This is a genomic window from Actinoplanes sp. G11-F43 (assembly GCF_050589265.1).
Lineage (GTDB): Bacteria > Actinomycetota > Actinomycetes > Mycobacteriales > Micromonosporaceae > Actinoplanes.
This window is the reverse complement of sequence record NZ_JBNZCE010000030.1, coordinates 84,901-105,005: the sequence shown is the minus strand read 5'-3', so window position 1 is coordinate 105,005 and position 20,105 is coordinate 84,901. Positions and strand designations below refer to the sequence as shown.

17 protein-coding genes are annotated in these 20,105 nt (G+C 73.6%); 2 read left to right on the top strand and 15 right to left on the bottom strand.

Going from position 1 to position 20,105, the window contains the following annotated elements:
• Positions 1-41: 41 nt before the first annotated feature.
• The 7 genes from ACQ0O7_RS33170 to ACQ0O7_RS33140 all read right to left on the bottom strand — a co-directional run bounded on the left by ACQ0O7_RS33170 (position 42) and on the right by ACQ0O7_RS33140 (position 5,343).
• On the bottom strand, positions 42-647 hold the full coding sequence (locus ACQ0O7_RS33170) for a hypothetical protein (protein ID WP_430788042.1): 606 nt from the start codon (positions 645-647) through the stop codon (positions 42-44).
• Positions 644-1,945 carry a hypothetical protein gene (locus tag ACQ0O7_RS33165; RefSeq protein ID WP_430788040.1) on the bottom strand — a complete coding sequence of 434 codons (1,302 nt, stop codon included), beginning with the start codon at positions 1,943-1,945 and terminating at the stop codon, positions 644-646. The genes ACQ0O7_RS33170 and ACQ0O7_RS33165 overlap by 4 nt, the downstream gene beginning before the upstream one ends.
• Positions 1,942-2,742, bottom strand: a complete 801-nt coding sequence (locus tag ACQ0O7_RS33160; protein ID WP_430788038.1) for an ABC transporter ATP-binding protein — start codon at positions 2,740-2,742, stop codon at positions 1,942-1,944. The genes ACQ0O7_RS33165 and ACQ0O7_RS33160 overlap by 4 nt, the downstream gene beginning before the upstream one ends.
• Positions 2,743-2,754: 12 nt before the next feature.
• Positions 2,755-3,555, bottom strand: coding sequence for a hypothetical protein (locus ACQ0O7_RS33155; protein WP_430788036.1), 801 nt, complete (start codon positions 3,553-3,555; stop codon positions 2,755-2,757).
• On the bottom strand, positions 3,552-4,103 hold the full coding sequence (locus tag ACQ0O7_RS33150) for an RNA polymerase sigma factor (RefSeq protein ID WP_430788034.1): 552 nt from the start codon (positions 4,101-4,103) through the stop codon (positions 3,552-3,554). The genes ACQ0O7_RS33155 and ACQ0O7_RS33150 overlap by 4 nt, the downstream gene beginning before the upstream one ends.
• An 80-nt stretch (positions 4,104-4,183) precedes the next feature.
• Positions 4,184-4,447 carry an acyl carrier protein gene (locus ACQ0O7_RS33145; RefSeq protein WP_430788032.1) on the bottom strand — a complete coding sequence of 88 codons (264 nt, stop codon included), beginning with the start codon at positions 4,445-4,447 and terminating at the stop codon, positions 4,184-4,186.
• Positions 4,444-5,343 carry an AfsA-related hotdog domain-containing protein gene (locus ACQ0O7_RS33140; protein WP_430788030.1) on the bottom strand — a complete coding sequence of 300 codons (900 nt, stop codon included), beginning with the start codon at positions 5,341-5,343 and terminating at the stop codon, positions 4,444-4,446. The genes ACQ0O7_RS33145 and ACQ0O7_RS33140 overlap by 4 nt, the downstream gene beginning before the upstream one ends.
• A gap of 201 nt (positions 5,344-5,544) precedes the next feature.
• Between ACQ0O7_RS33140 and ACQ0O7_RS33135 the strand changes: the two genes are divergently transcribed.
• The gene (locus tag ACQ0O7_RS33135; protein ID WP_430788028.1) at positions 5,545-6,798 is read left to right on the top strand and encodes an MFS transporter; all 1,254 of its coding nucleotides are present in this window, start codon (positions 5,545-5,547) and stop codon (positions 6,796-6,798) included.
• Here ACQ0O7_RS33135 and ACQ0O7_RS33130 read toward each other — a convergent pair.
• Both ACQ0O7_RS33130 and ACQ0O7_RS33125 read right to left on the bottom strand, forming a co-directional pair.
• On the bottom strand, positions 6,716-7,270 hold the full coding sequence (locus ACQ0O7_RS33130; RefSeq protein WP_430788026.1) for a copper resistance protein CopC: 555 nt from the start codon (positions 7,268-7,270) through the stop codon (positions 6,716-6,718). The genes ACQ0O7_RS33135 and ACQ0O7_RS33130 overlap by 83 nt on opposite strands.
• Positions 7,267-7,839 (bottom strand): hypothetical protein, encoded by a 573-nt coding sequence (locus ACQ0O7_RS33125; protein WP_430788024.1) that lies wholly within the window; start codon positions 7,837-7,839, stop codon positions 7,267-7,269. Before ACQ0O7_RS33125 ends, ACQ0O7_RS33130 begins: the two co-directional genes overlap by 4 nt.
• 190 nt (positions 7,840-8,029) lie before the next feature.
• Between ACQ0O7_RS33125 and ACQ0O7_RS33120 the strand changes: the two genes are divergently transcribed.
• Complete coding sequence (locus ACQ0O7_RS33120; RefSeq protein WP_430788022.1) at positions 8,030-8,833, top strand: TIGR03084 family metal-binding protein; 804 nt, start codon at positions 8,030-8,032, stop codon at positions 8,831-8,833.
• 58 nt (positions 8,834-8,891) lie between these two features.
• Here the strand turns inward: ACQ0O7_RS33120 and ACQ0O7_RS33115 are convergent, their stop codons facing one another.
• The 6 genes from ACQ0O7_RS33115 to ACQ0O7_RS33090 are packed head-to-tail and all read right to left on the bottom strand — an operon-like array spanning position 8,892 to position 20,080.
• Positions 8,892-9,905, bottom strand: a complete 1,014-nt coding sequence (locus ACQ0O7_RS33115; protein WP_430788084.1) for an enediyne biosynthesis protein — start codon at positions 9,903-9,905, stop codon at positions 8,892-8,894.
• A 20-nt stretch (positions 9,906-9,925) separates the two neighbouring features.
• A complete protein-coding gene (locus tag ACQ0O7_RS33110; RefSeq protein ID WP_430788020.1) occupies positions 9,926-11,893 on the bottom strand; it encodes a CRTAC1 family protein in 1,968 nt (655 codons plus the stop codon).
• A 59-nt stretch (positions 11,894-11,952) separates the two neighbouring features.
• Entirely contained in the window at positions 11,953-13,311 is a 1,359-nt protein-coding gene (locus ACQ0O7_RS33105; RefSeq protein ID WP_430788018.1) for a cytochrome P450, read from the bottom strand.
• Positions 13,308-13,841: a flavin reductase family protein gene (locus tag ACQ0O7_RS33100; RefSeq protein WP_430788016.1), complete on the bottom strand. Its 534-nt coding sequence runs from the start codon at positions 13,839-13,841 to the stop codon at positions 13,308-13,310. Before ACQ0O7_RS33100 ends, ACQ0O7_RS33105 begins: the two co-directional genes overlap by 4 nt.
• A 3-nt stretch (positions 13,842-13,844) precedes the next feature.
• Entirely contained in the window at positions 13,845-14,276 is a 432-nt protein-coding gene (locus ACQ0O7_RS33095; protein ID WP_430788014.1) for an acyl-CoA thioesterase, read from the bottom strand.
• On the bottom strand, positions 14,273-20,080 hold the full coding sequence (locus tag ACQ0O7_RS33090; RefSeq protein ID WP_430788012.1) for an SDR family NAD(P)-dependent oxidoreductase: 5,808 nt from the start codon (positions 20,078-20,080) through the stop codon (positions 14,273-14,275). The genes ACQ0O7_RS33095 and ACQ0O7_RS33090 overlap by 4 nt, the downstream gene beginning before the upstream one ends.
• Positions 20,081-20,105: the final 25 nt, after the last annotated feature.

Genomic DNA, 20,105 nt, shown 5'->3' with positions numbered 1-20,105 from the left:
GCGGATCGTGCGGGAGCGAGACGAGGTCCACCACACAGAACCTAGCCCTGCCCGGCGGTGGCCGGGGACCGCATCGCCGGCCCGGCCACCGTGTAGGCGACCAGTCCGCCGGCCGCCAGCACGCCGGCGGTCACCATGGCGGCGACGTCCGCCGGATCCTGCGCCTGCCAGGTCAGGATCCGGCCGGCCACCGACTCCCCGACCGGGAAGATCACCGCGATCAGCGTCCAGCCCAGCGGCAGGAACCAGGACCGGGACACCCCGACGGTGACGGCGCCCAGAGCGGTCAGGCCCAGCAGCCCGGCCGCGTCCCGCACCACCATGCCGGCCGGGCCGAACCGGGCCCCGGTCGCCAGGGTCGCCAGCAGCGGCAGCACCACCACGGCGAAGGCGATCAGCAGGTGCGCCGACCGGCGTGGCGCCCAGGCGAACGACGCGGTCCGCTCCAGCGCCTCGTCCGGCCCGCCCAGGGTCGCGGTCAGCGCCGCCACCAGGAACAGCACGGTCAGCACCACCATCTGGAAACCGACGTCGCGTTCGGTCGAGCCCGCCGCCCACAGCGACCACATCAGGGCCGTCACCCCGAGCGCCGCGGCCACCGCCAGCGGAACGTGCCGGGAGCGCAGGTAGAGCCGGAGCCAGCTCACCGGGAGACCTCGCCGAGGAGCCCGCCGGACGCCGTGCAGGCGAGCGCGGCCCGGCGCAGATCGGCGACCTTCGCCAGTGCCTCCTCGGCCGGCAGCCGGGTCAGCGCGAACCAGATCTCGGCGGACTCGGCCCGCTCCCCGGACGGCTCCCGGTCGAGCAGCCAGTAGGCGGCCGCGTACCGGTCGGCCATCGGGGCGTAGTCCTCCGCACAGGTGGGCGGGCTGGCGAACGCCCCGGCCACCACCTCCGGCACCAGGTCGCCCGGCGCGGTCGGCGCAGTGCCGGGGAGGGTCTCCAACCGCAGCGGTACGGCGTCGTCCGACCATTGCGGGTAGTTCTCCGGGTAGTAGATGGTGGTGTCCTCGTGCACCCGGGTCGGCGCGCCCGGCACCCGGGCCAGCAGCGACAGTCCTTCCCGGGCCGGGCCGGTGACCTCGGACAGCATCCCGGCGTGCACCCGGCTCACACAGACCCGCGGCGCGTCCGTGGTGCAGACCAGCTCCCGGGCGACCGGGTCGATCGCGTCGAGGACCTGCCGGTTCTGGTGCGGCATGACGGTGATCGCCAGCGCCGCGCCGAGCACCGCCGGCAGCACCGCGGCGATCCGGGCCGGCCTGCCGCTGGCGGCGAACCAGAGCAGCCCGCTGAGGGCGAGCGCGCCCAGCCAGATCGCCTGGGCCGTGCTGACCCGGCCCGGCACGGTGGCCCAGGCGCCCGGCAGGTTCATCTCGTAGATCGGCGAGAACACCAGCGCCAGCCAGCCGTGCGGCCGGGTCATCATCGGGATGGTCAGCAGCAGCGCGAGCCCGGCGATGGCCAGCGCCGGAGCGGTGAGGGGCCAGGGCAGCGCGCGGCCGACGGCCAGGCCCAGCCACACCGCGGCGATCAGGGACAGCACGCCGACCGCGGTGACCGCGAGGGACGCCGCCGGCAGATACCCGGCGGTGGTGGCGAACGGGATCGCGCCGGCCCCCGCCATCACGAGGTATCCGCAGGTCACCGCGACCGCCATGGCGGCCAGCACCGGGACGGCCCGCTGCACCGGCGGGCGCGGCGTGGTGGTGAACAGCTCGCTCACCTTCGCCCGGCGTTCCCGGGACGCCTGCCAGGCCCCGGCGGCCAGGGCCAGCGGCCAGAGCACCGCCAGGAACAGCCGCTGCCCCATCGCCAGGTGCATCCACCCGCCGATGGCCGACTCGGCGGCGAGGTAGAGGAGCAGCGCGCCGAGACCCGCGATCATCAGGGCCGCGCCGGGCGCCGCCGACCGGCGCAGTTCGATGCCGAACACCCGGGTCATCGGCCGGCCTCCGCCCGGTGCCGGCGCAGCAGCGCGGAATAGCCGCGTTCGGCCGGGCTGTCGCCGGGCGCGTTCCGGTCGCCCTGCGCGGTCAGCTGATCGGGGGTGCCCTGGAAGACGAGCCGGCCCGCGTTCATCAGCACCACGTCGTGGCACGCGGCCACCACGTCCTCGACCAGGTGGGTGGAGACCAGCACGCAGCTGTCCACACCCACGTCGCGCAGCAGCTCCCGGAAGTCCAGGCGCTGCTCCGGGTCCAGGCCGACGGTGGGTTCGTCGAGCAGCAGCACGGCCGGTTCGTTGACGATCGCCTGGGCGATGCCGGCCCGGCGCAGCATGCCGCCGGACAGTGTCTTCATCCGGGCTCCGGCCTTGTCGGTCAGCCCGACCCGTTCGATGGCCCGCTGGGCCGCGCCCGGGACCGCGGTCTTCGGCATCTCCTTGAGCCAGGCCATGTACTCGACGAACTCGCGGACCGTGAACCGCGGGTAGAAGCCGAACTGCTGCGGCAGGTAGCCCAGCCCGCGGCGCACCCGGCGCAGGTCACCGCCGCCGTCGACGGACTCGCCGAGCAGGGTGAGGGTGCCGCCGGCCGGGGACAGCACGGTGCCGAGGGCACGCATCAGGGTGGTCTTGCCGGCGCCGTTCGGGCCGAGCAGGCCGTGCACACCGGTGCCGAGTGCCAGATCGAGGCCGTCGACGGCCAGGTGCCGCCCGGCCTTGACCCGTAGCCCTTCGGCGTGGATCGACCAGTGATAGGCGGTGGGGGCCGTCTCGGCCGCGCTCACCATGCGCATGGGTTACTCCTGTCAGAGGTGGCTGGACAGCCGGCGGTAGGCGCCGGACCGGGCTGCGGCGAAGGCCGCGAGGACGAGGGTGGTCAGCACCCAGAACGGGGCGCTGGCCGGTTGCAGGACCGGCGGTACATCGAGGGTGAGGAGCGCGGGCAGCACCACCGCCGCGGTCCAGACGACTCCGAGGCTCACGGCGGCCCGGCGGACGCCGACGACCGCGCCGAGCGCGACGGTGGCCGCGGTGAACGTCAGGCAGGGCAGCAGGGTCAGCGCCAGCGAGACCCCGGCGTTGCCGCTGGCCAGCACGAGCGCCGGCACGACCACGGCCAGGACCCCGGCGGTACGCCGGAGCAGCATGGTCAGCCCGGCCGCCGGGGTGCCGGCGATCAGCTCCCAGGCCGGATCGTGCCGGCGGCTCCAGGCGACCGCGACCCCGGGCAGCGGCGCCACCGGGGCCAGCAGCGCCACCAGCGACGGCAGGCTCGGCCAGAAGGTCTGCAACACCACCGCGCAGGCCAGCGCCGTCACCGTCATCACCAGCCACGGCGCCAGGCTCCAGACCAGCCAGCGGTGGTGGGCGACCGCCCAGGTCATGGCCGGGGCCGGGGCCGGGCCGGCGGTGATGCCGTCGTCGATGCCGGCGGTGATCCGGGCGAGCAGCGCCGACGAGCTGTCCGGCAGGCCGGACGCGACGAGGGCGCGGCAGTCCGGGCAGTCCTCCAGGTGGGTCTCCACCGACCAGGCGGTCACCTCGTCCAGGTCGGCGCCGGGGTCGGCGTAGCGGGCGATCACGGCGGGGCTCGGATGGGTGGTCATGACAGCGCCTCCCGCAGCGCGATGCGGGCCCGCCGGGCCCGGGTCTTCACGGTGTTCTCCGGTACGCCCAGCAGCAGTGACGTCTCCCGGGCGGAGAACCCGTCCAGCACCATGGCCCGCAGCACCTGCCGGGCCTCCGGCGGGAGTTCGAGCAGCGCCCGTTCCAGCTCCTGGCCGACCCGGCCGGCCATCACCACGTCCTCGGTGGCCGGGGCGACGGTCTCGGTGACCGGTACGGCCGGCACCTGGTTCTGCCGGGCCCGGCGGCGGAACGCGTCGACCAGGCGGTGCGCGGCGATGGTCCACAGCCAGCCGACCGCGCTGCCCGAGGTGGTGGCCCCGGCGAAGCTGCCGGCGGCCCGCCAGACGGCCAGGTAGGTCTCCTGCATCACGTCGGCGACCACGTCGTCGTCGGCACACCGGCGGCGCAGCCGGGCGAGCAGCCACGGCGAGGTGCGCCGGTACAGCTCGTCGAAGGCGCGCCGGTCCCCGGCGGCGGTGCGGCGGACGAGTTCTGCCTCGTCGGCCGCGTTCAGGCTTCGTCTCACGTCCAGCAAGACGATCGGGTGATCACGTCGGGTTCACCAAGCGATGTGACGTACGCCACTCGCCGGCCCGGCGGACTACCTCACCGGGCGACCCGGGACGCCACCAGTTCCGCTGTGGAATTCACCGTCATCGACCGGGTGATCTCACTTTCCCGGAACATGACGCCGAACCGTTTGCGGATCGCGATCGCCAATTCCACAAGTCCCAGGGAATCGAAACCCAGATCGACGAAACGGGTGTCCACGGTGATCCGGTCCGGGGGGATCCAGAATTCCTCGACCAGCGCGTGGACGATCTGTTCGCGGATCGAACCCATGGACGGCCGGGTCGCCGGAGTGGTCATGGCCGGACCACCACGCCGGTCATCGTCAGGTCGGCCGAGGCGATCACCGCGGAGCCCTGCTCGACGGTGACCCGCACCCGGCCGGGGCGGTCACCGGCACCGGCGGTCAGGACCACCGGCACCGCCGGATCGGCCTGGTCGGCGAAGGTCACGGCGAGCGCGGCCGGCACCGTCCGGTCCGGGCCGGGGCCACCCCACTCGGCGACCGCCAGCGCGGCGATCTGCCGGGCCGCCTCGGTCAGCACCATCCCCGGCACCTGCTCGCGGGCCGGGCCGAGAAGGCCCGGATTCTCCACCGGCACCCGCAATCCGGCGACGATCCGGCCGCCGGCCGTCTCCAGATCCCGCAGCACGGTGTCGGTGGCACGCCGCCGGCCGACCCGGCGCGGATCGACCGGGCGGCCCGGAGACGGCAGGCCGGCACCGAAGCCGGCCCGGCTCCGGGCCGGCGGCGGGCCGGAGGCAGCGGTGGCTCGCGGATACCCCATCTCCATCCGGACCGTGCCGAGCCGGTGGTCCCCGGCGCGGAGGGTGAGGTCGTACACCATGCCGCGCAACCGCCCGCCGATCGTCCGGGGGCGCACCGCGCCGTGCAGATCCACCCACTCCGGGACACCGGCCGCCGCGAAAGCCGCCGACCACCGGCGCAGCACGGTCCGGGCGCCGGCGTCGACACCGTAGAAGGCTCGCGCCGCGTACGCCTCCGCCTGCCGGGCGAACTCCAGCAGCAGCATCGGATCGCCGTCCCGGCCGGGACCGGTGTCCGCCCGCAGATACGGGTGCCGTCCGGGTCGGCGGGCACGCGCCCGGAAGTCGTACGGCCCGATCGGCTCGGCACCGGTCAGAACGGGCGCCGGGGCCGTCATCAGGGGGTGTTCCCGCTCGGCGATGGACATCTCCGCCCTCCCTGGAAAGGCCGGCCGATCAGCGGAACCGGTATCGGCGAATGAAATGCTCGTACTCCCGAAATTGAAACACGCCGCCCATCGCACAGCTTCTTTCAAATTGCGCAGTACGACCGGGAATGGAGACAAAAGCGACGGCTCACTCGTAATGTGCGGGAGGCGAATTCCGAGCCGACGAACGGGGATCCGGCAGTGCTGACATCGACACGTCATCGGCTGGTGATGGCCGGATTCTTCGGCCTGACCGGGCTGCTCAACGGACTGTGGGGGGCATGCCTGCCGGCCACCGACGCCCGGCTGGACCTCGGCCCGGCGCGCCTGGCGGTGGTCCTGCTGGTCCTCGCCCTCGGGACGCTGGTCACGATGCCCGTCGCCGGGGTGCTCGCCGAGCGGGCCGGCAGCCGCCGCCTGTTGTGGATCTCGGCGGTGCTGTTCGCCGCCGCACTGGGCGGGCCGGCCGCCGCGCCCGGTTATCCCGCCCTGATCGGCGCGGTGCTGGTGATGAGCCTGATGCTGGGGCTGCTCAACGTGGCGCTCACCGTTCAGGCGGTCGACCTGGAGCGGGAGTCGGCCCGGCCGGTGATGTCGATGCTGCACGGGGTGTGGGCGCTCGGCGCGCTGACCGGTGGAACCGCGACGGCGGCCGGGCTGCGGGCCGGCGTCGATTCCCGGCTGGTCCTGGCGGTGGGCGCGGTCCTGGCCATGGCGGCGCTGCTGGCGCTGGGCCCGCTGTTGCCCGCGCCCGCGCCCCGGCCGGCCGAGCCGGCCACCCCGGAGGCGGCCGGGGACGGCCCGCGCCTGCGTCTGGTGGTGATGCTGGGCCTGATCGGCGCGGCGGCGTTCCTGTCCGAGAACGCGGCCACCGACTGGGCCGGGGTGCACGCGCGGCGGGTGCTCGGCGCCGACCTCGCGACGGCGTCGCTGGCGTACACGTTCTTCTTCGCGGCGATGACCGGGACCCGGCTGGTCGGCGACCCGATCCGGGCCCGGCTCGGCGCGGCCCGGGTGGTGTTCCTGGCCGGCCTGGTCGCCAGCGCCGGCTACGGCCTGGTGCTCGCCACCACCTTCCTGACCAGCGGCGCGATCGTCGTCGCGCTGGCCGGGTGGCTGCTGGCCGGGGCGGGCATGGCGCTGGTCTGGCCGGTGGTGTCGAGCACGGTGGGCAGCGTGTTCCCGCACCGGGCCAGGGGCCTGTCGCTGGTGACGACGCTGGCCTACGGTGGCGGGCTGCTCGGCCCGACGGTGATGGGACTGGTGGCCTCGGCCACCTCGCTGCCGGTCGCGATGATCGTTCCCGCCGTGCTGGTGCTGCTGGTGACCGTGAGCGCGCCACCGGTTCTGCGCTCGCTCACGGCCGTCCCCGTCACCGTCGCCGGCGGGGCAGCAGCACCAGCACCAGCACCGCGATCAGAGCAAAGTCCACCAGCAGGAACACGACGGTGGTGACGTCGCGCCGCATCTCGTGACCGTGGCCGGTGGCGGCCGGCGGCGGTGGCACGGCCACCGCGGCGGAGCCGTCACCGATCGTGAACACGCTGCTCCCGCTGAGATTCGCCCCGGAGGTCAGTTCGAGGTGGTACGCCATCCGGTAGGTCCCCCGCGCGGCCGCCACCACCTCCTGCACCACCGTCGCACCCTCGACCCGCGGCAGCCCCCGGGTGACCGGGGCACCGTCCGGCCCCACCACGGCCACGTGCGCCGAGCGGACTTCGGGATCACCGGTGAGGGCGAGTGTCACCCGCCCCGGATCGGCGCCGAGGACCGCCCCGTCGGCCGGCGCCGGCCCGGTCATCGTCACCGGCCCGGACTTCCCGGTGTACATCATGGCCAGGATCGCGGCGACGACGATCGCCCCCATCACGGCGATCGCCCGGGCGGCCGGCGCGGTGCGGGCCGCGCCGGCCTCGGTGAGCGTCACGCGAACTGCCGGATCGGCGCGCAGCCGCACGTCATCATCGCGGCCTCGGCCCGCGACGGCCGCAGATGCAGCACCATCGCCACGACCATCGGGATGAAGACGATCGTGTTGTAGAACAGGTGCAGTTCCACCCGGGGCACCACCAGCTGCAGCAGGCTGGTGTTCACCGCCTGCCCGAAGAACGGGGTGCCGAGCTGGGCCTGCAACAGCAGCAGGAAGTGCTCGATGTGGTGCCAGAACTGGATGCCCAGCGCGATGCTCCACCAGGTCCGGCTGCGGCCGGTGAACCCGGGCCGGAGCAGGAACAGCCCGATCAGCATGATGATGGCGTACCCGTAGTGCAGGTACTCCGATTTGATCAGCCAGGGGAACGGGATCCCCAGCACGCCGCGGGACTCCGCCGCCGTCCAGCCCAGCGCCCACAGCTGAACGGCCTGGGCGATGTGCTCGGCCCAGTGGGCGATCACGATCACCATGAACGACGTCAGCGCGACCCGGTGGTAGCGCCCGTTCAGGGTGGCGAGCCATCCGGTCCGGGTGGCGGGCTTCTCGATTCCAGGTGCGGACAACACAACCTCCAGCCGTAGTGGTCTGTACCGACAGCGTCTCGCCACCACGTCCGCCACCACGTCTTCCGTCGTGCCCAGTTGCCGTGGCGGCCGGGCCGCGGGACGACAACCGCACAGCGTGAGAAGACACCGCGCCGGCCCGGAACCGAAGCTGAGGGCTCCGAGCCCGCGCACCGAAAGGGAAACCCCGATGACCCAACTCGAAACCGGCGTCGTCTCCGCCCTCGCAGCGGACGGCGCGGATCTGGACGCCATGATCACCGGCCTGGACGACGACGGATGGCGCACGCCCACCCCGGCGCCGGGCTGGACGGTGGCCCACCAGGTGGCGCACCTGGCCGCCACGTTCAAGCTGGCCGGTCTGGCCGCCGCCGAGCCGGACACCTTCACCGCGATCGCCGGCCGGCTGAGCCCCGATTTCGACGCCAACGTCCGGGGCGCGATGGCGCCCTACCTCGACGGCCCGCCGGCCGTGCTGCTGAGCCGCTGGCAGGAGGAGAAGGCGTTCGCCGAGAAGGCCCTGAGCGCGCTGCCCGGTGACCGGATCGTGCCGTGGCTGGTCCGCCCGCTGCCGGCGGCCGTGCTCGCCACCGCCGGGATGATGGAGCTGTTCGGGCACGGTCAGGACATCGCCGACGGTCTCGGGATCCGGCGGGTGCACACCGACCGGATCCGCTACCTGGTGGAGTTCGGGGTGCGCACCTGGGACTTCGGCTACCAGGCCCGCGGGCTGGCCACCCCGGACGTGGAGCTGCGTTTCGAGCTGACCGCCCCGTCCGGCGCGGCCTGGGCCTTCGGGCCGCCGGAGTGCACCGAGGTGGTGTCCGGCCCGGCCGTCGACCTCTGCCTGCTCTTCACCCGGCGGCGGCACCCGGACGACCTGCGCCTGACGGCCACCGGGACCGAGGCCCCGCACTGGCTCACCATCGCCCAGGCGTACCGGGGCCCGGCGGGCGAGGGGCGGCAACCGGGCCAGTTCCCGCCGGCCGTCTGAGCGGACACCACACGAGAGCGCCCCCGGCCGGTCGGCCGGGGGCGCTCTCGTGTCAGCGTCAGGCGGGGACGGCGACCGCCGCCGGTGCGGGCCGGCGCTTCTCCTGATACCAGCGTGCCCACCAGTAGCCACCACGGATCAGGCAGACGATACAGACGGCGAAGAACAGGGTGTACACCACGTTGAAGGCGATCAGCACGCCGTAGACGGTGGCGACACCGGCGCCGAACATGAACTGCCAGCGGCCCAGGGTGGGTGTGGTCCCGGGGTCGGTGATCATGTAGTTGGTGAACAGGATGAAGGCCACCCCGGTCATGATCCCGAGCGCGGAGAGCAGGGCGACGTCCCAGATCCAGTACCGGACCAGGGCCTGGATCACGAAACCGCCGAGCCACCCGAGGATCAACGGCACCTTCTTGGTCAGCATCGCGTTGAGCACGGTGCCGGCGGTCAGGATGATCATCGGGACGAGCATCCGGAAGGTGTCCGGGACGTTCTCGGTGAAGTGGTACGGCGGCGCCACGTTCACCCACGGGAAGACCAGCAGGGCGGCGGTGATCCCGAGGTTCGACGGGTTCATGAAGTGCCGCATCCGGCCCTTGATCGGCGCCTGCAGGATCGCCTTCTGACCGACCGCGACGATCACCGCGAAGGCGATCGGCCAGTACATGTCGTTCGCGTACAGCAGCATGTTGGCGGCCAGCGCGGTGATGTGCGCGGGCAGCAGGAAGGTGTACAGGCCCCACATCCCGTGGCCGGAGTATCCCGGCGCCCGGCCGTTCACCCGGGCGCTGATCCACTCCACGGCCAGTTCGACGGAGTAGCCGAGGGCGATCGAGAACAGCGGCCACGTCCACGGCTGTTCGAAGCCGAGCACCGTGTAACCCAGGATGTTGAAGATCGACATCGAGATCGCGAAGTTGCGCAGCGCCATGTAGCGCGGGTCACGGCGGTCGACACGCTCCACCGCCGGCGGGCCCTTCGGCGCCGGTACCGGCCCGGCCGTGGTGGCCGGTGTGCCGACCGGGGTGCTGACCGGGGGGATCGCTGTGACGGCGCCCGCTCGGGTCATGTTGAGGGGGTGTGCCTCGGTCATCGCGCCGGAACCTCCTTCGCTTCGGTGGTGAGCATCAGGGTGTGCCAGCCCGGCTGCAGCGACAGGGTCTGCCGGTGTGCCGAGCCGTCCGCGGAGCGCCAGCTGACCTCGGCCGACACCGGCTGCGCGCCGGCCTGCCCGAGCCCGAAGAAGACGTCGAAGCTCCGCTTGCCGGAGTGCCCGCCACCACCGTCGAGCTGGGCGACCCGGGTCCGGCCGTCGGCCATGGTGATCTCGACCTTGGCGCCGTAGGCCGGGGTGCCGGCGCCCGGGTTGCCCTCCGCCGGGCGGCACAGGCGCAGCCCGAGGAAGTCGCCGTCGGCCTTGCGGTCGTTGCGCCAGAACTCCGGTGCGCCCCACTGGCGGGCCACCGCGAAGTCCTGGGACCCGGAGCCGGTGGTGTCGGCCACCGCGATGCCCCGGCTGGGCGTGGTGTCGGTCATGCCGAGCGACGGCGCGATGTCGACGTAGTGGTCGTCCTTCGCCGGGTCCTTGGCCCAGACCGCGAACGGCTGCGAACCGGCGATGTCGTCACCGGGCCGGGCGTGCGGCCACAGGGTCGGGTCCTGCAGCATCAGGTCGTTGGTGGCGGCGAGCTCCTGCAGCCAGGACCACCGGTTGATGTCGCCCTTGACGAACCCGGCCGCCTGCACGACCGCCATGTCGCCGCTGTTGTCCAGGTCGGCCATCTTGATGTCCCAGCCCCAGCCGACCCAGGCCAGGCCGAAGTCGGCGGCGTCGTTCTCGAACGGCGCCCGCCCACCGGCCATCGTGTCCCGGGCCGCCGCCGCCGACGTGGTGCTGGCCTTCCAGAAGAAGTTGCTCTCCTCCAGGCCCCACGAGGTGGTGATGTTGCTGACGAACATGTCGAACGACCCGCTGTTGCGCAGATCGCCGAAGTCGACGCCCATACCCTTGAACGAGTCGTGCCCGACCACCAGGGACTTCGGGTCGAAGGGGCCGCGGTCGCCCTGGACCAGCCGGAAGGCGATCCGGCCCGGGGTCGAGACGTTGCGGAAGAAGTGGTCGGGGCCGAAGTCGTTGGCGACGTACAACTCGGGCAGCAGGTCGTCGTCGACGTCCGCGGAACTCGCCGCCAGGGTCCACCCGGTGGCGTACTCGTACGGGATCGCGTCCTGTTCCTGGAAGGTGACCACCGGTTCGGCGCCGCCGGTGGCGCCGGTCCAGCGCAGGATGTGCGCCCCACCGGCGTTGCGGGCGTTCGACATCGAGTGGTTCATCTGCACGTTGGGCTGCCCGGCCGGATCCAGGACGGCGCTGTCCGGGAAGTAGTTGAAGACGCCGACGTCGGGATGGCCGTCACCGTCGAAGTCGGCCACCGACACCGCGTTGGTGTTCCACAGCGGACCCCGGTAACGGTCGTCGGAGGTCTCGGCCTGCGGCACCAGCTCGGTGGGCCGGTAGGCGGCGTTGCTGAGCCCGGTGGCGTCGGCCTTGCGCAGGTAGAGGACCGGGGTGCGGCCCCAGTAGTAGACGATCAGGTCCATCCGGCCGTCGCTGTTGAAGTCGCCCGGGACACAGCCCATCGGCGCCATCGCCGGGCCGGTCGGCAGCGGCGCCGGGTCCAGGACGAACGGGGTGTACGTCGCGCCGGTCCCCGGCACCGGGGTGACGACGGCACTGTCGCTGCGGGTGTCGACCAGACAGAGATCGTCGGCCGTGCCACCGCCGTCCAGATCGTTGACCGCCACGGCCGCGCCGACCGAGGACACCCAGGAGCGGATGTCCTCGTACTTCGGATTGACCGTCCGGACGGTGTTGCGCGCCAGGCCGGGCGGCAGTTCGACGGGCAGCCTGGTGAACGCGAATCCGGCGGCCGCGGCATCGCGCTCCGCGGCGGACACCGGTGGGATCCGCGCGAAACCGTACGATCCGGCGGCGAGGACGACGACGAACAGGGCGGGTGCGAGTCGGCGCAGCCTGCCGACGGGATTCGCGGGCAAGGGATCCCCCTGGGTGACTCGAGATGGACTTTCTTGCGAACACCGAGATCCGCCGGCACTCAGCGGCGCGCGTCGTGGACGGTCATCACCAGTCCTCCGCGCACCCGCAGCGACAACATCGGCTCGGGCACCACCGGCCGGCCCGGAACCTTACGGATCCGCAACTCACGGGCGAGAATCGCGGTCACGATGACCGCTTCCATCATCCCGAGGCTGTTGCCGACACAGAATCGCTGACCGGCGCCGAACGGTATGTAGGCGTACCGGGGCCGGTCGTGGGGTCGTTCCGGGGCGAAGCGTTCCGGGTCGAACCGCTCCGGCCGCTCCCAGAAATCGGGATGCCGGTGCATCGTGTACGGGCAGACCAGCACGTCCGCCCCGGCCGGAACCGGGTGGCCACCGACCACGTCGGGACCGATGGCCGCCCGGGGCAGCAGCCAGACCGGCGGGTACAACCGCATGGCCTCCTCGACGACCATCGTGGTGTACCGCAGCCCGTGCAGCACGTCGGCGGTCACCGGGCCGGGCCCGCTGAGCACCCGGACCGCCTCGTCGTGCACCCGCTCCCACACCTCCGGGTGGTCGTCGAGCAGGTGCAGCGTCCAGCTGAGGGTGCTGGCGGTGGTCTCGTGGCCGGCCAGCAGCAGGGTGACCAGTTCGTCGCGGATCCGGATCCGCCCGGTCCGCGGGTCGCTCTCCCGCCGGGCGGAGGCGACCAGCCGGCTCAGCACGTCGTTCTCCGGGTCGTCGGAGTCGTGCTCGCGCACCAGCCGGTCCACCACCGCCTGCAGGTCGGCGCGGGCCCGGCGGAACCGCATCTGCTTGGGCAGCGGCACCCAGGTCGGCACCGCGCTCAGCGTGGCCAGCTCGAACATCGCCTGGTCCTGGACCGCGGCGAACGAGTCACCGAGATCCGGGAACCGGGACAGGTCGGCGTTGAGCAGCGCCCGGCCCAGCACCCCGAGCGTCAGCCCGGTCAGCGCGTCGGTCATCACCACCGGCTGCCCGGCCGGGGCCTCCCGCAGCCGGGCCACCAGGCGCTCGGCCTCCTCGGCGATGCCGGCGGCCTGCTCGGCCACCCGCCGGGCCCGGAACGCCGGCTGGATCACCTTGCGCTGTTCGTGCCAGAGCTCGCCCTCGCTGGTCAGCAGGCCGTCGCCGAGCGCCCGGCGGGCGTGCACCAGTCCGATGCCCTTGCGATAGTTGGCGCCGTTGTCGGCCAGCACGTGTTTGACGTACCGCGGGTGGTTGAAGAAGTAGAGGGACTTGTGCCCGACCGGGAGCCGGCTGGCGTCGCCGTAGCGGGCCGCGGCGTCGGTCATCATGCCGAGACGGTCCGCGGACATCACCGCCAGCATCCGCAGCGCGGCCCGGCGGGGCGGCCCGGCGAGGCCCCGGGCGGGGGCGACGGCGGTCATCCGATCACGTCGCTGGTGGTCGGCCGGAGCTGGTGGAACCGCCCGCGCAGGAACAGCAGGGCGTCCTCGTCCGGCCGGCTGCCCGCGGTGAGCAGCCGGCCCAGGAAGATGGTGTGGTCACCGCCGTCGTAGGTGCGCCACGGCACGCACTCCAGATGCGCGGTGGCGCCGGCGATCAACGGTGTCCCGGTGCGGGCGCCGGGCAGCCAGTCGACCGACGCGAACTCCTCCGCGCCGAACGGCCGGTCCCGGTCGGCGAAATACCGCGCGACCGCCTCCTGGTCGGCGGCGAGCACCGAGACCCCGAACGCCGGGGCCTCCAGCAGCGCCGCGTGCATCAGGGCCGTGTGCCCGACACAGAACAGCACCAGCGGCGGATCCAGCGACACGGCGGTGAACGAGTTCGCGGTCATTCCGTGCGGGACGTCACCACCGACCGTCACCACCGTCACCCCGGTGGCGAAGTGGCCCAGGACCCGCCGCAGCGACCGCTGGTCGGCAACCGGTGCCTCCACGATCATCTCCTCCATCGACTAGGCCGAGTACGGCGCCAGCGCCCGGGCCAGCGCGTCGGGGACCCGGGCCGGCACGGTCCGGGTGTTGGGGCCGCGCATGCACGCCACCCGCTGACTGCCGCGGGCCACGAGCGTCTCGCCGCCGCCGGAGTCCAGCCGCAGGTAGTCGAAGCCGAAGTGCACCTGGGTCTGGCCCAGTTCCAGCAGCCGCATCCGGATGGCCAGGTCGTCGAACGCGGTGATCTCGGCGAAGAACTCGCAGTCCACCTTGAGGGTGAACAGCTTCAGGTCGTCGCGCAGATCGGCCAGCACGTCCGGGGCCCGGTCCTTCAGGAACATCTCCCGGCACCGGCCCTGCCAGCGCAGATAGTTCACGTAGTAGACGTTGCCGACCAGGTTGGTCTCCTCGAAACCGACCGTGTGCAGGTACTCGAAGTACTTGGCGCTCACGCGGGGGTACCTCCGTCGCTGAGGATCGCGAACACCACCGGGTCGGTGACATCGCGCAGGTACGTCACGAACGTCGCCACCCGGAGCGGGCCGGCGGCGAACACCACCCAGCCCGGCCGGGCGCCCGGTAGCCGCGTGAGCGGCCCGTCCCCCGGCCCGCCGGCCTTGCGCAGGCACTCCACCGCCGCCCAGACCCGGGTGCCGGCCACGTCGGCGTCCTCCCCGGCGGTGGTGGACACCAGCGTCGCCAGATCGATGTGCCGGCCGAGCAGCGCCGCCCAGTCCTCGGCCGGCCGCGGCACCGCGGTCTCGACGTCACAGGCGACCGGCCCGGCCGCGGTGACCGCCACCGTCACACCGGCGCCGTGCGCCGCCGACAGCGACCGGCCGCCGTCGATCTCCGGCCGGCCGTCCGGGCGGTAGCGCACCACCACCGGCGCTCCGGCCGCACGGCCGGCCGCCACCGCGGTCGCGGCCCGCCGCCGCCCGACCTGGCCCGGCTCACCGGGCCGGGCGTCGCGCAGCCCGGCCCCGTCCGGTTCGACCGCGACCGCGACGCCCGCACCGGCCAGATCGTCCAGGACCCGCTCCAGGAACGGGCCCAGCAGCGCCGGCACCCAGGGACCACGGCCGTCGAGCCGGCGTACGGCGCGCAGCCGCAGCCCCTCCCAGCGTTCCAGCGGCGTGCCGTCGGGATCGCGCAGTTGCACGTCGTACTCGTAATCGTCCCCGGCATGCCACCGCTCGACCGCCGCGTACCGGACCGTCCGGGCCCCGCCCAGGCCGGGACCGGCCGGAACGACCCGGCGGACCCCGGTGGGCAGCAGGGTGGCGTCCGGGACGCAGATCTGGGTGCCGTGCATCAGCGCGTCGCGGGTGCCGGGATCACCGAGCAGCAGCCGGTCCGGCAGGTAGCCGGCGAACCAGCGGACGGTGTCGTCGGTGGCCAGATCGGCGTCCACGTGCTTGGCCGCCGCCGCGTGGTAGCCGCGCAACCGCTGGAACCGGTCGCCCTGGAAGAGCACCGATCCGTAGAGGTCGTCCGCCGGGTTCAGGGCCACCGGCGGCAGCCCGGTGGGGATCTGCTCGACCAGCCCGCCGTCCGGGAGGTCCGGGCCGTACCGCAGGGTCGCGGTGAAATGGTCGGCGGCGAACAGCGTCTCGGCGCTGCGGATCGTGACCGCCACCTCGTCGTCGCCGGTGACGGTGGCCGCGATCCGGATCCGGGTCGACCCGTCCGGCGGCACCACGATCGGCCGCAGGAACTCGGCGCCGTCGATCACCGGTGTCTCCGGCCGGCCGGTCACCGCGGCCGCGGCCTGCGCCATCGCCTCCATCCCGAACACCGCCGGGAACAGCAGGTTGCCGTCCAGGTGGTGGTCGGGCAGGTAGAGGTCGGTGCCGGCGCTCAGCTCCACCTCGGTGACCAGCTCGGCGCCCGGGAAGTGCAGCAGCGGCTCGCCGACGAACCGCAGCAGCGGCAGTTCCGGCAGGTGGTAGCGCACCGTGCCGATGCCGAGCGTGCGGCCGCTGACGACCACGGCGGCCGGGGCGTCCGGATCGGCGAGCACCCGGCGCAGCACCGCGAGCCCCTGGTCCGGGGTGATCGGGGTGACGCCGTCCCGTTCCAGGCTCTCCACCACGGACAGGCGCTCGCCCATGCCGACGCCGGACCAGACCGACCACTCCAGGCAGACCGCCCGGCAGCCCGGATGGCTTTGGCCGACCTCGGCGGTGAGGGCGGCGAGCCACTCGTTGGCCGCCGCGTAGTGCGCCTCGCCCCGCAGCCCGGACCGGCCGATGATGCTGCCGAGGGTGACGAGCAGCTTCAGCCGGTCCCGGCCGACGACGTCCAGGACCGTGCGCAACCCGTCCACCTTGGGGGCGAAGGTCCGGCGCAGCAGATCGGCGGTCACATTGGTCAGGGCGGTGGGCTCGTTGCGCCCGGCGCCGTGCAGGACCGCGGTGACCGGGCCCAGGGCGGTGGTCAGTTCGGTCACCGCCCGCCGCACCTGCTCCGGGTCGGTGACGTCGGCCCGGCGGTAGCGCACCGTCACGCCCCGGGCCTCGATGCGTTTCAGGTTGGCCGCCAGCTCGGCGTCGGCGGTCAGGTCGGAGCGTCCGATCAGGGCCAGCGACGCGCCGCTGTCCTCGGCCAGGGCCAGCGCGCACTCAGCGGTGATCCCCTTGCCGCCGCCGGTCACCAGCAGCACGTCACCGGGACCGAGCGGGTCCACGGACCGGTCCGCGGCGACCGGCATCGCCCGCAGCACCGGCTCGCGCCGCACGCCGCCGGTGTCGTAGCCCACCTCGCGGAAGCCGTGGTGGGAGGCGACCTCGGCGACGGTTCGCGCCACCACGTCCACCGCACCGGACAGGCGTACCACGGTGGCGCTCAGGCCCGGCGCCTCCAGCGCGGCGGTCTTCACGATCCCCGCCGCGCCCGGTCCGTCCGGCTGCACCAGCACCAGCCGCCCGGACCCGGCGGTCACCGCGGCCCGCGCCCCGTCCAGGGCGGACAGCAGATCAGCAGGCACCGGTTCGGCCGGGAGGCAGATCAGCACGCCGTCGCCCAGCCGGGCCTGCCGCAGCGCCTCGGCCAGCTCCGTGGCCACCGGATGACCGGGCGGGGCGAACACCCGCCAGGCGCCGCTCTCGTACGGCTCGGTCCGCTCCGGCGCCGAGGTCTCCTCCTCGTCGACGCGCCAGGCCCGGGCCCACGGCGCGGCGCCGGCCACCGCCGCTCTCGACGCGGCCGGCCCGGCCGCTCCCGCCGCTCCGGCCGCTCCCGCCGCCGAGTCCAGGGCCGCGGCCACCTCGGTGAGGGTCGCCACGGCGAAGTTGACCGGCACCTGTTCGACCAGGACGTTCATCCGCCGGGCCGCCTCGTTGACGATCTGGCCGACGGTGATCGAGCTCAGGTGCAGATCGTCGAGCAGGCGGCTGTCCGGGCCGATCATCTCCGGGGGCAGCTCGGCACGTTCGGCGGCGAGCCGGCGCAGCAGCTGGGCGCTGTCCTCCCCGACGCGGTCCGGTTCCGCGGCCGGGACGTCACCGCGGTCCGCGGCCGGCAGGGTGGAGGCGGGGACCGCGGCCGGCAGGGTGGAGGCGGGGGCCGCCTCGCAGGGGTTGGCCAGGAAACGGTTCTCCCGGCCCAGGTCCAGCGGGCGGACCAGGCGGCCGGAGAAGATCGCCGTGTCGATCGCGGCGGCGCCGGTCACGAAGGCGGCGCCGACCACACCGAGCAGCCCGGCGATCGACTCGCTGTCGGTGTCCAGGGCGACCGCCGGGACGTCGGTGATCGCGGTGGCCATGTCGGCGAGCACCTGTCCCGGCCCCACCTCGACGAGCAGGTCGATGTCCTTGGCGGCGAGCGCGACGGCCTGGCTGAACAGCACCGGGACGGAGATCTGCCGGTGCAGCAGCGCGCGGATGTCGGTGTCCGGGGCCAGCGCCTCGCCGGTTACGGTGGAGACCACCCGGCGGCCGATCGGCGCGAAGTCCTCGTCCGTCAGCTCGGTGGCGAAGGCGGCGGCGGCCTCGGCCACCAGCGGCGAGTGGAAGGCGTGCGAGACCCGCAGCCGGGCGGTGCGCAGCCCGGCCGCCCCGGCGAGCCGGCACGCCTCGTCGACCGCCGCGGGCGAACCGGCGATCACGGTCTGCTCGGGGCCGTTGTACCCGGCGATGACGACGTCGACCTCGGCGATGATGCCGGCGACGATCTCGGCGGAGGCGGCGATGCCCGCCATCGTGCCGGTGCTGCTGTGCGCGGCCATCGTCCGGCCCCGCACGCCCGCCACCCGCAGCAGGGTCTCCTCCGGCATCCCGCCGGCCCAGTGCAGGGCGCTGAGTTCGCCGAGGCTGTGGCCGACCGCCACCCGCGCCTCGATGCCGAGCCCGGAGAGCACCCGCAGGCCGGCCACCGAGCCGGTGACGATGCGCGGCTGGGCGACCTCGGTGGCCACCACGTCGCCACCGGCGTCCAGCTTGACGTCCTCGTAGACCGCGGCGGCGTCCAGGAACCGGCGGCGCAGCGCACCGCCGCTGACCCCCCGGCCCGAGCCCTGGCCGGGGAACAGGAAGCCGATCCGGCCCGGCCCGGTGACGTGCCCGAGCATGCAGCCGGGGGCGAAGAGGCGGGTCTCCCCGGCGTCCAGGGCCTGGATCAGCCGGGTGAGGCGCTGGGTGACCTGGTCCGGGGTGGACCCGACGACGACCGCCCGGTAGGGCCGGTCACGCAGCTCGCCGTGCAGCGCGACGGCGAGGTCGCCGAGCTGCGCGTAGGACAGCCGCGGGACGTCGCCAGCGAGGCCGGCCAGCCGGGCCCGCAGTTCGTCCGGGCCGGCGGCGTCCACCGCCAGCAGTTCGGCGTCCTGGAGCCCGCGGGCGATCGAGCGGTGCCGGTCCGACATCGACCGGCGGCGCGGCGCCGGGTTCTCCAGGACCACGTGGGTGTTGATGCCACCGAACCCCATGGCGGTGACCCCGGCCCGCAGCGGCATGCCCTCCGGCCACGGCTCGGCGGTCCGCAGCACCCGCAACGGCGAGTCGCCGGTCAGCACCTCGTGCGGATCGACACAGCCGATCGCCGGCGGCAGCACACCGTGGTGCACCGCCATCGCCGCCTTCAGCAGTCCGGCCACCCCGGCCGCGGCCTTGGTGTGGCCGATCATGCCCTTGATCGAGCCGACAACCGCCGGCACCGGCCCGCCGGCCCGGGCCGCGGCCAGCGCGGTCAGCTCGGTGGCGTCACCCACCCTGGTCCCGGTGCCGTGCCCTTCGAACAGCGCGACCGTGTCGATGCCGAACCCGCTGCGCTCGTACGCCCGGCGCAGGGCGAGCCGATAGCCGGCCACCTCGGGCCGGGTGATGCCGCCCTTGCCGTCGGAGGACACCCCCCATCCGGCCACGGTGGCGTACACCCGGTGGCCGGCGGCGCGGGCGTCCGGCTCGCGCATCAGCACGACCATGCCGCAGCCCTCGCCCGGCCAGAAGCCGTTGGATCCACGGTCGTAGACGCGCATCTCACCGGTGGCCAGCGCCCCGGTCTTGGCGAATCCGACCATCTCCAGGGGGTCGATGGACAGGTCGACACCGCCGGCGAGGGCCACGTCCACGTCGCCGTCCAGCAGTGAGCGGCAGGCGGTGGCCACCGACAGCAGCGACGACGAGCAGGCGCCGTCGACGGTGTAGCCGCCGCCGTTGAGGTCGAAGTGGTTGCAGATCCGCCCGGCGATCGTGTTGGCCAGGGCGCCGGCCAGGCTGTCCTCCCCGACCGGCGGGAACGGCTTCTTGAAGGTCTCCTCGAAACCCCGCAGGAAGGTGGTGAGGCGGTCGTCGTCCCAGCCCTCGGCCCGCAGGGCGGCGGCCATCGTGCGCCGGACGTACGGCCACCGCAGCCGCAGCTGCCCGGCCCGGGTGAACTCGCCGGTGAGGCTGTTGCCGACGACGACGCCGGTACGTTCCCGGGGCAGCCCCTCGCCGCGTGGATAGCCGGCGTCGGCCAGGGCCAGCGCCGCCATGTCGAGGGCCAGCCAGTGGGTCAGGTCGGTGGACCGGTAGGTGCTCCCGGCGATCTTGTACGCCAGCCGGTCGAACTCGTACCCTTCGAGCACCGCCGCGTTGCGGGTGTAGAACCGGTCCGGGGTCGCCGGGTCGGGGTCGTAGTAGTCGTCGAGGCTCATCCGCTCGTCCGGCAGGCGGCGGAACGCCCGGCGACCGGCCAGCGCGTTCTCCCACAGTTGCGTCGGTGAGTCGGCATCCGGATACCGGCATGCCATCCCGATTATCGCGATTCTGGACATGCCGTCCCGTTCCTTCCCGGCCTGC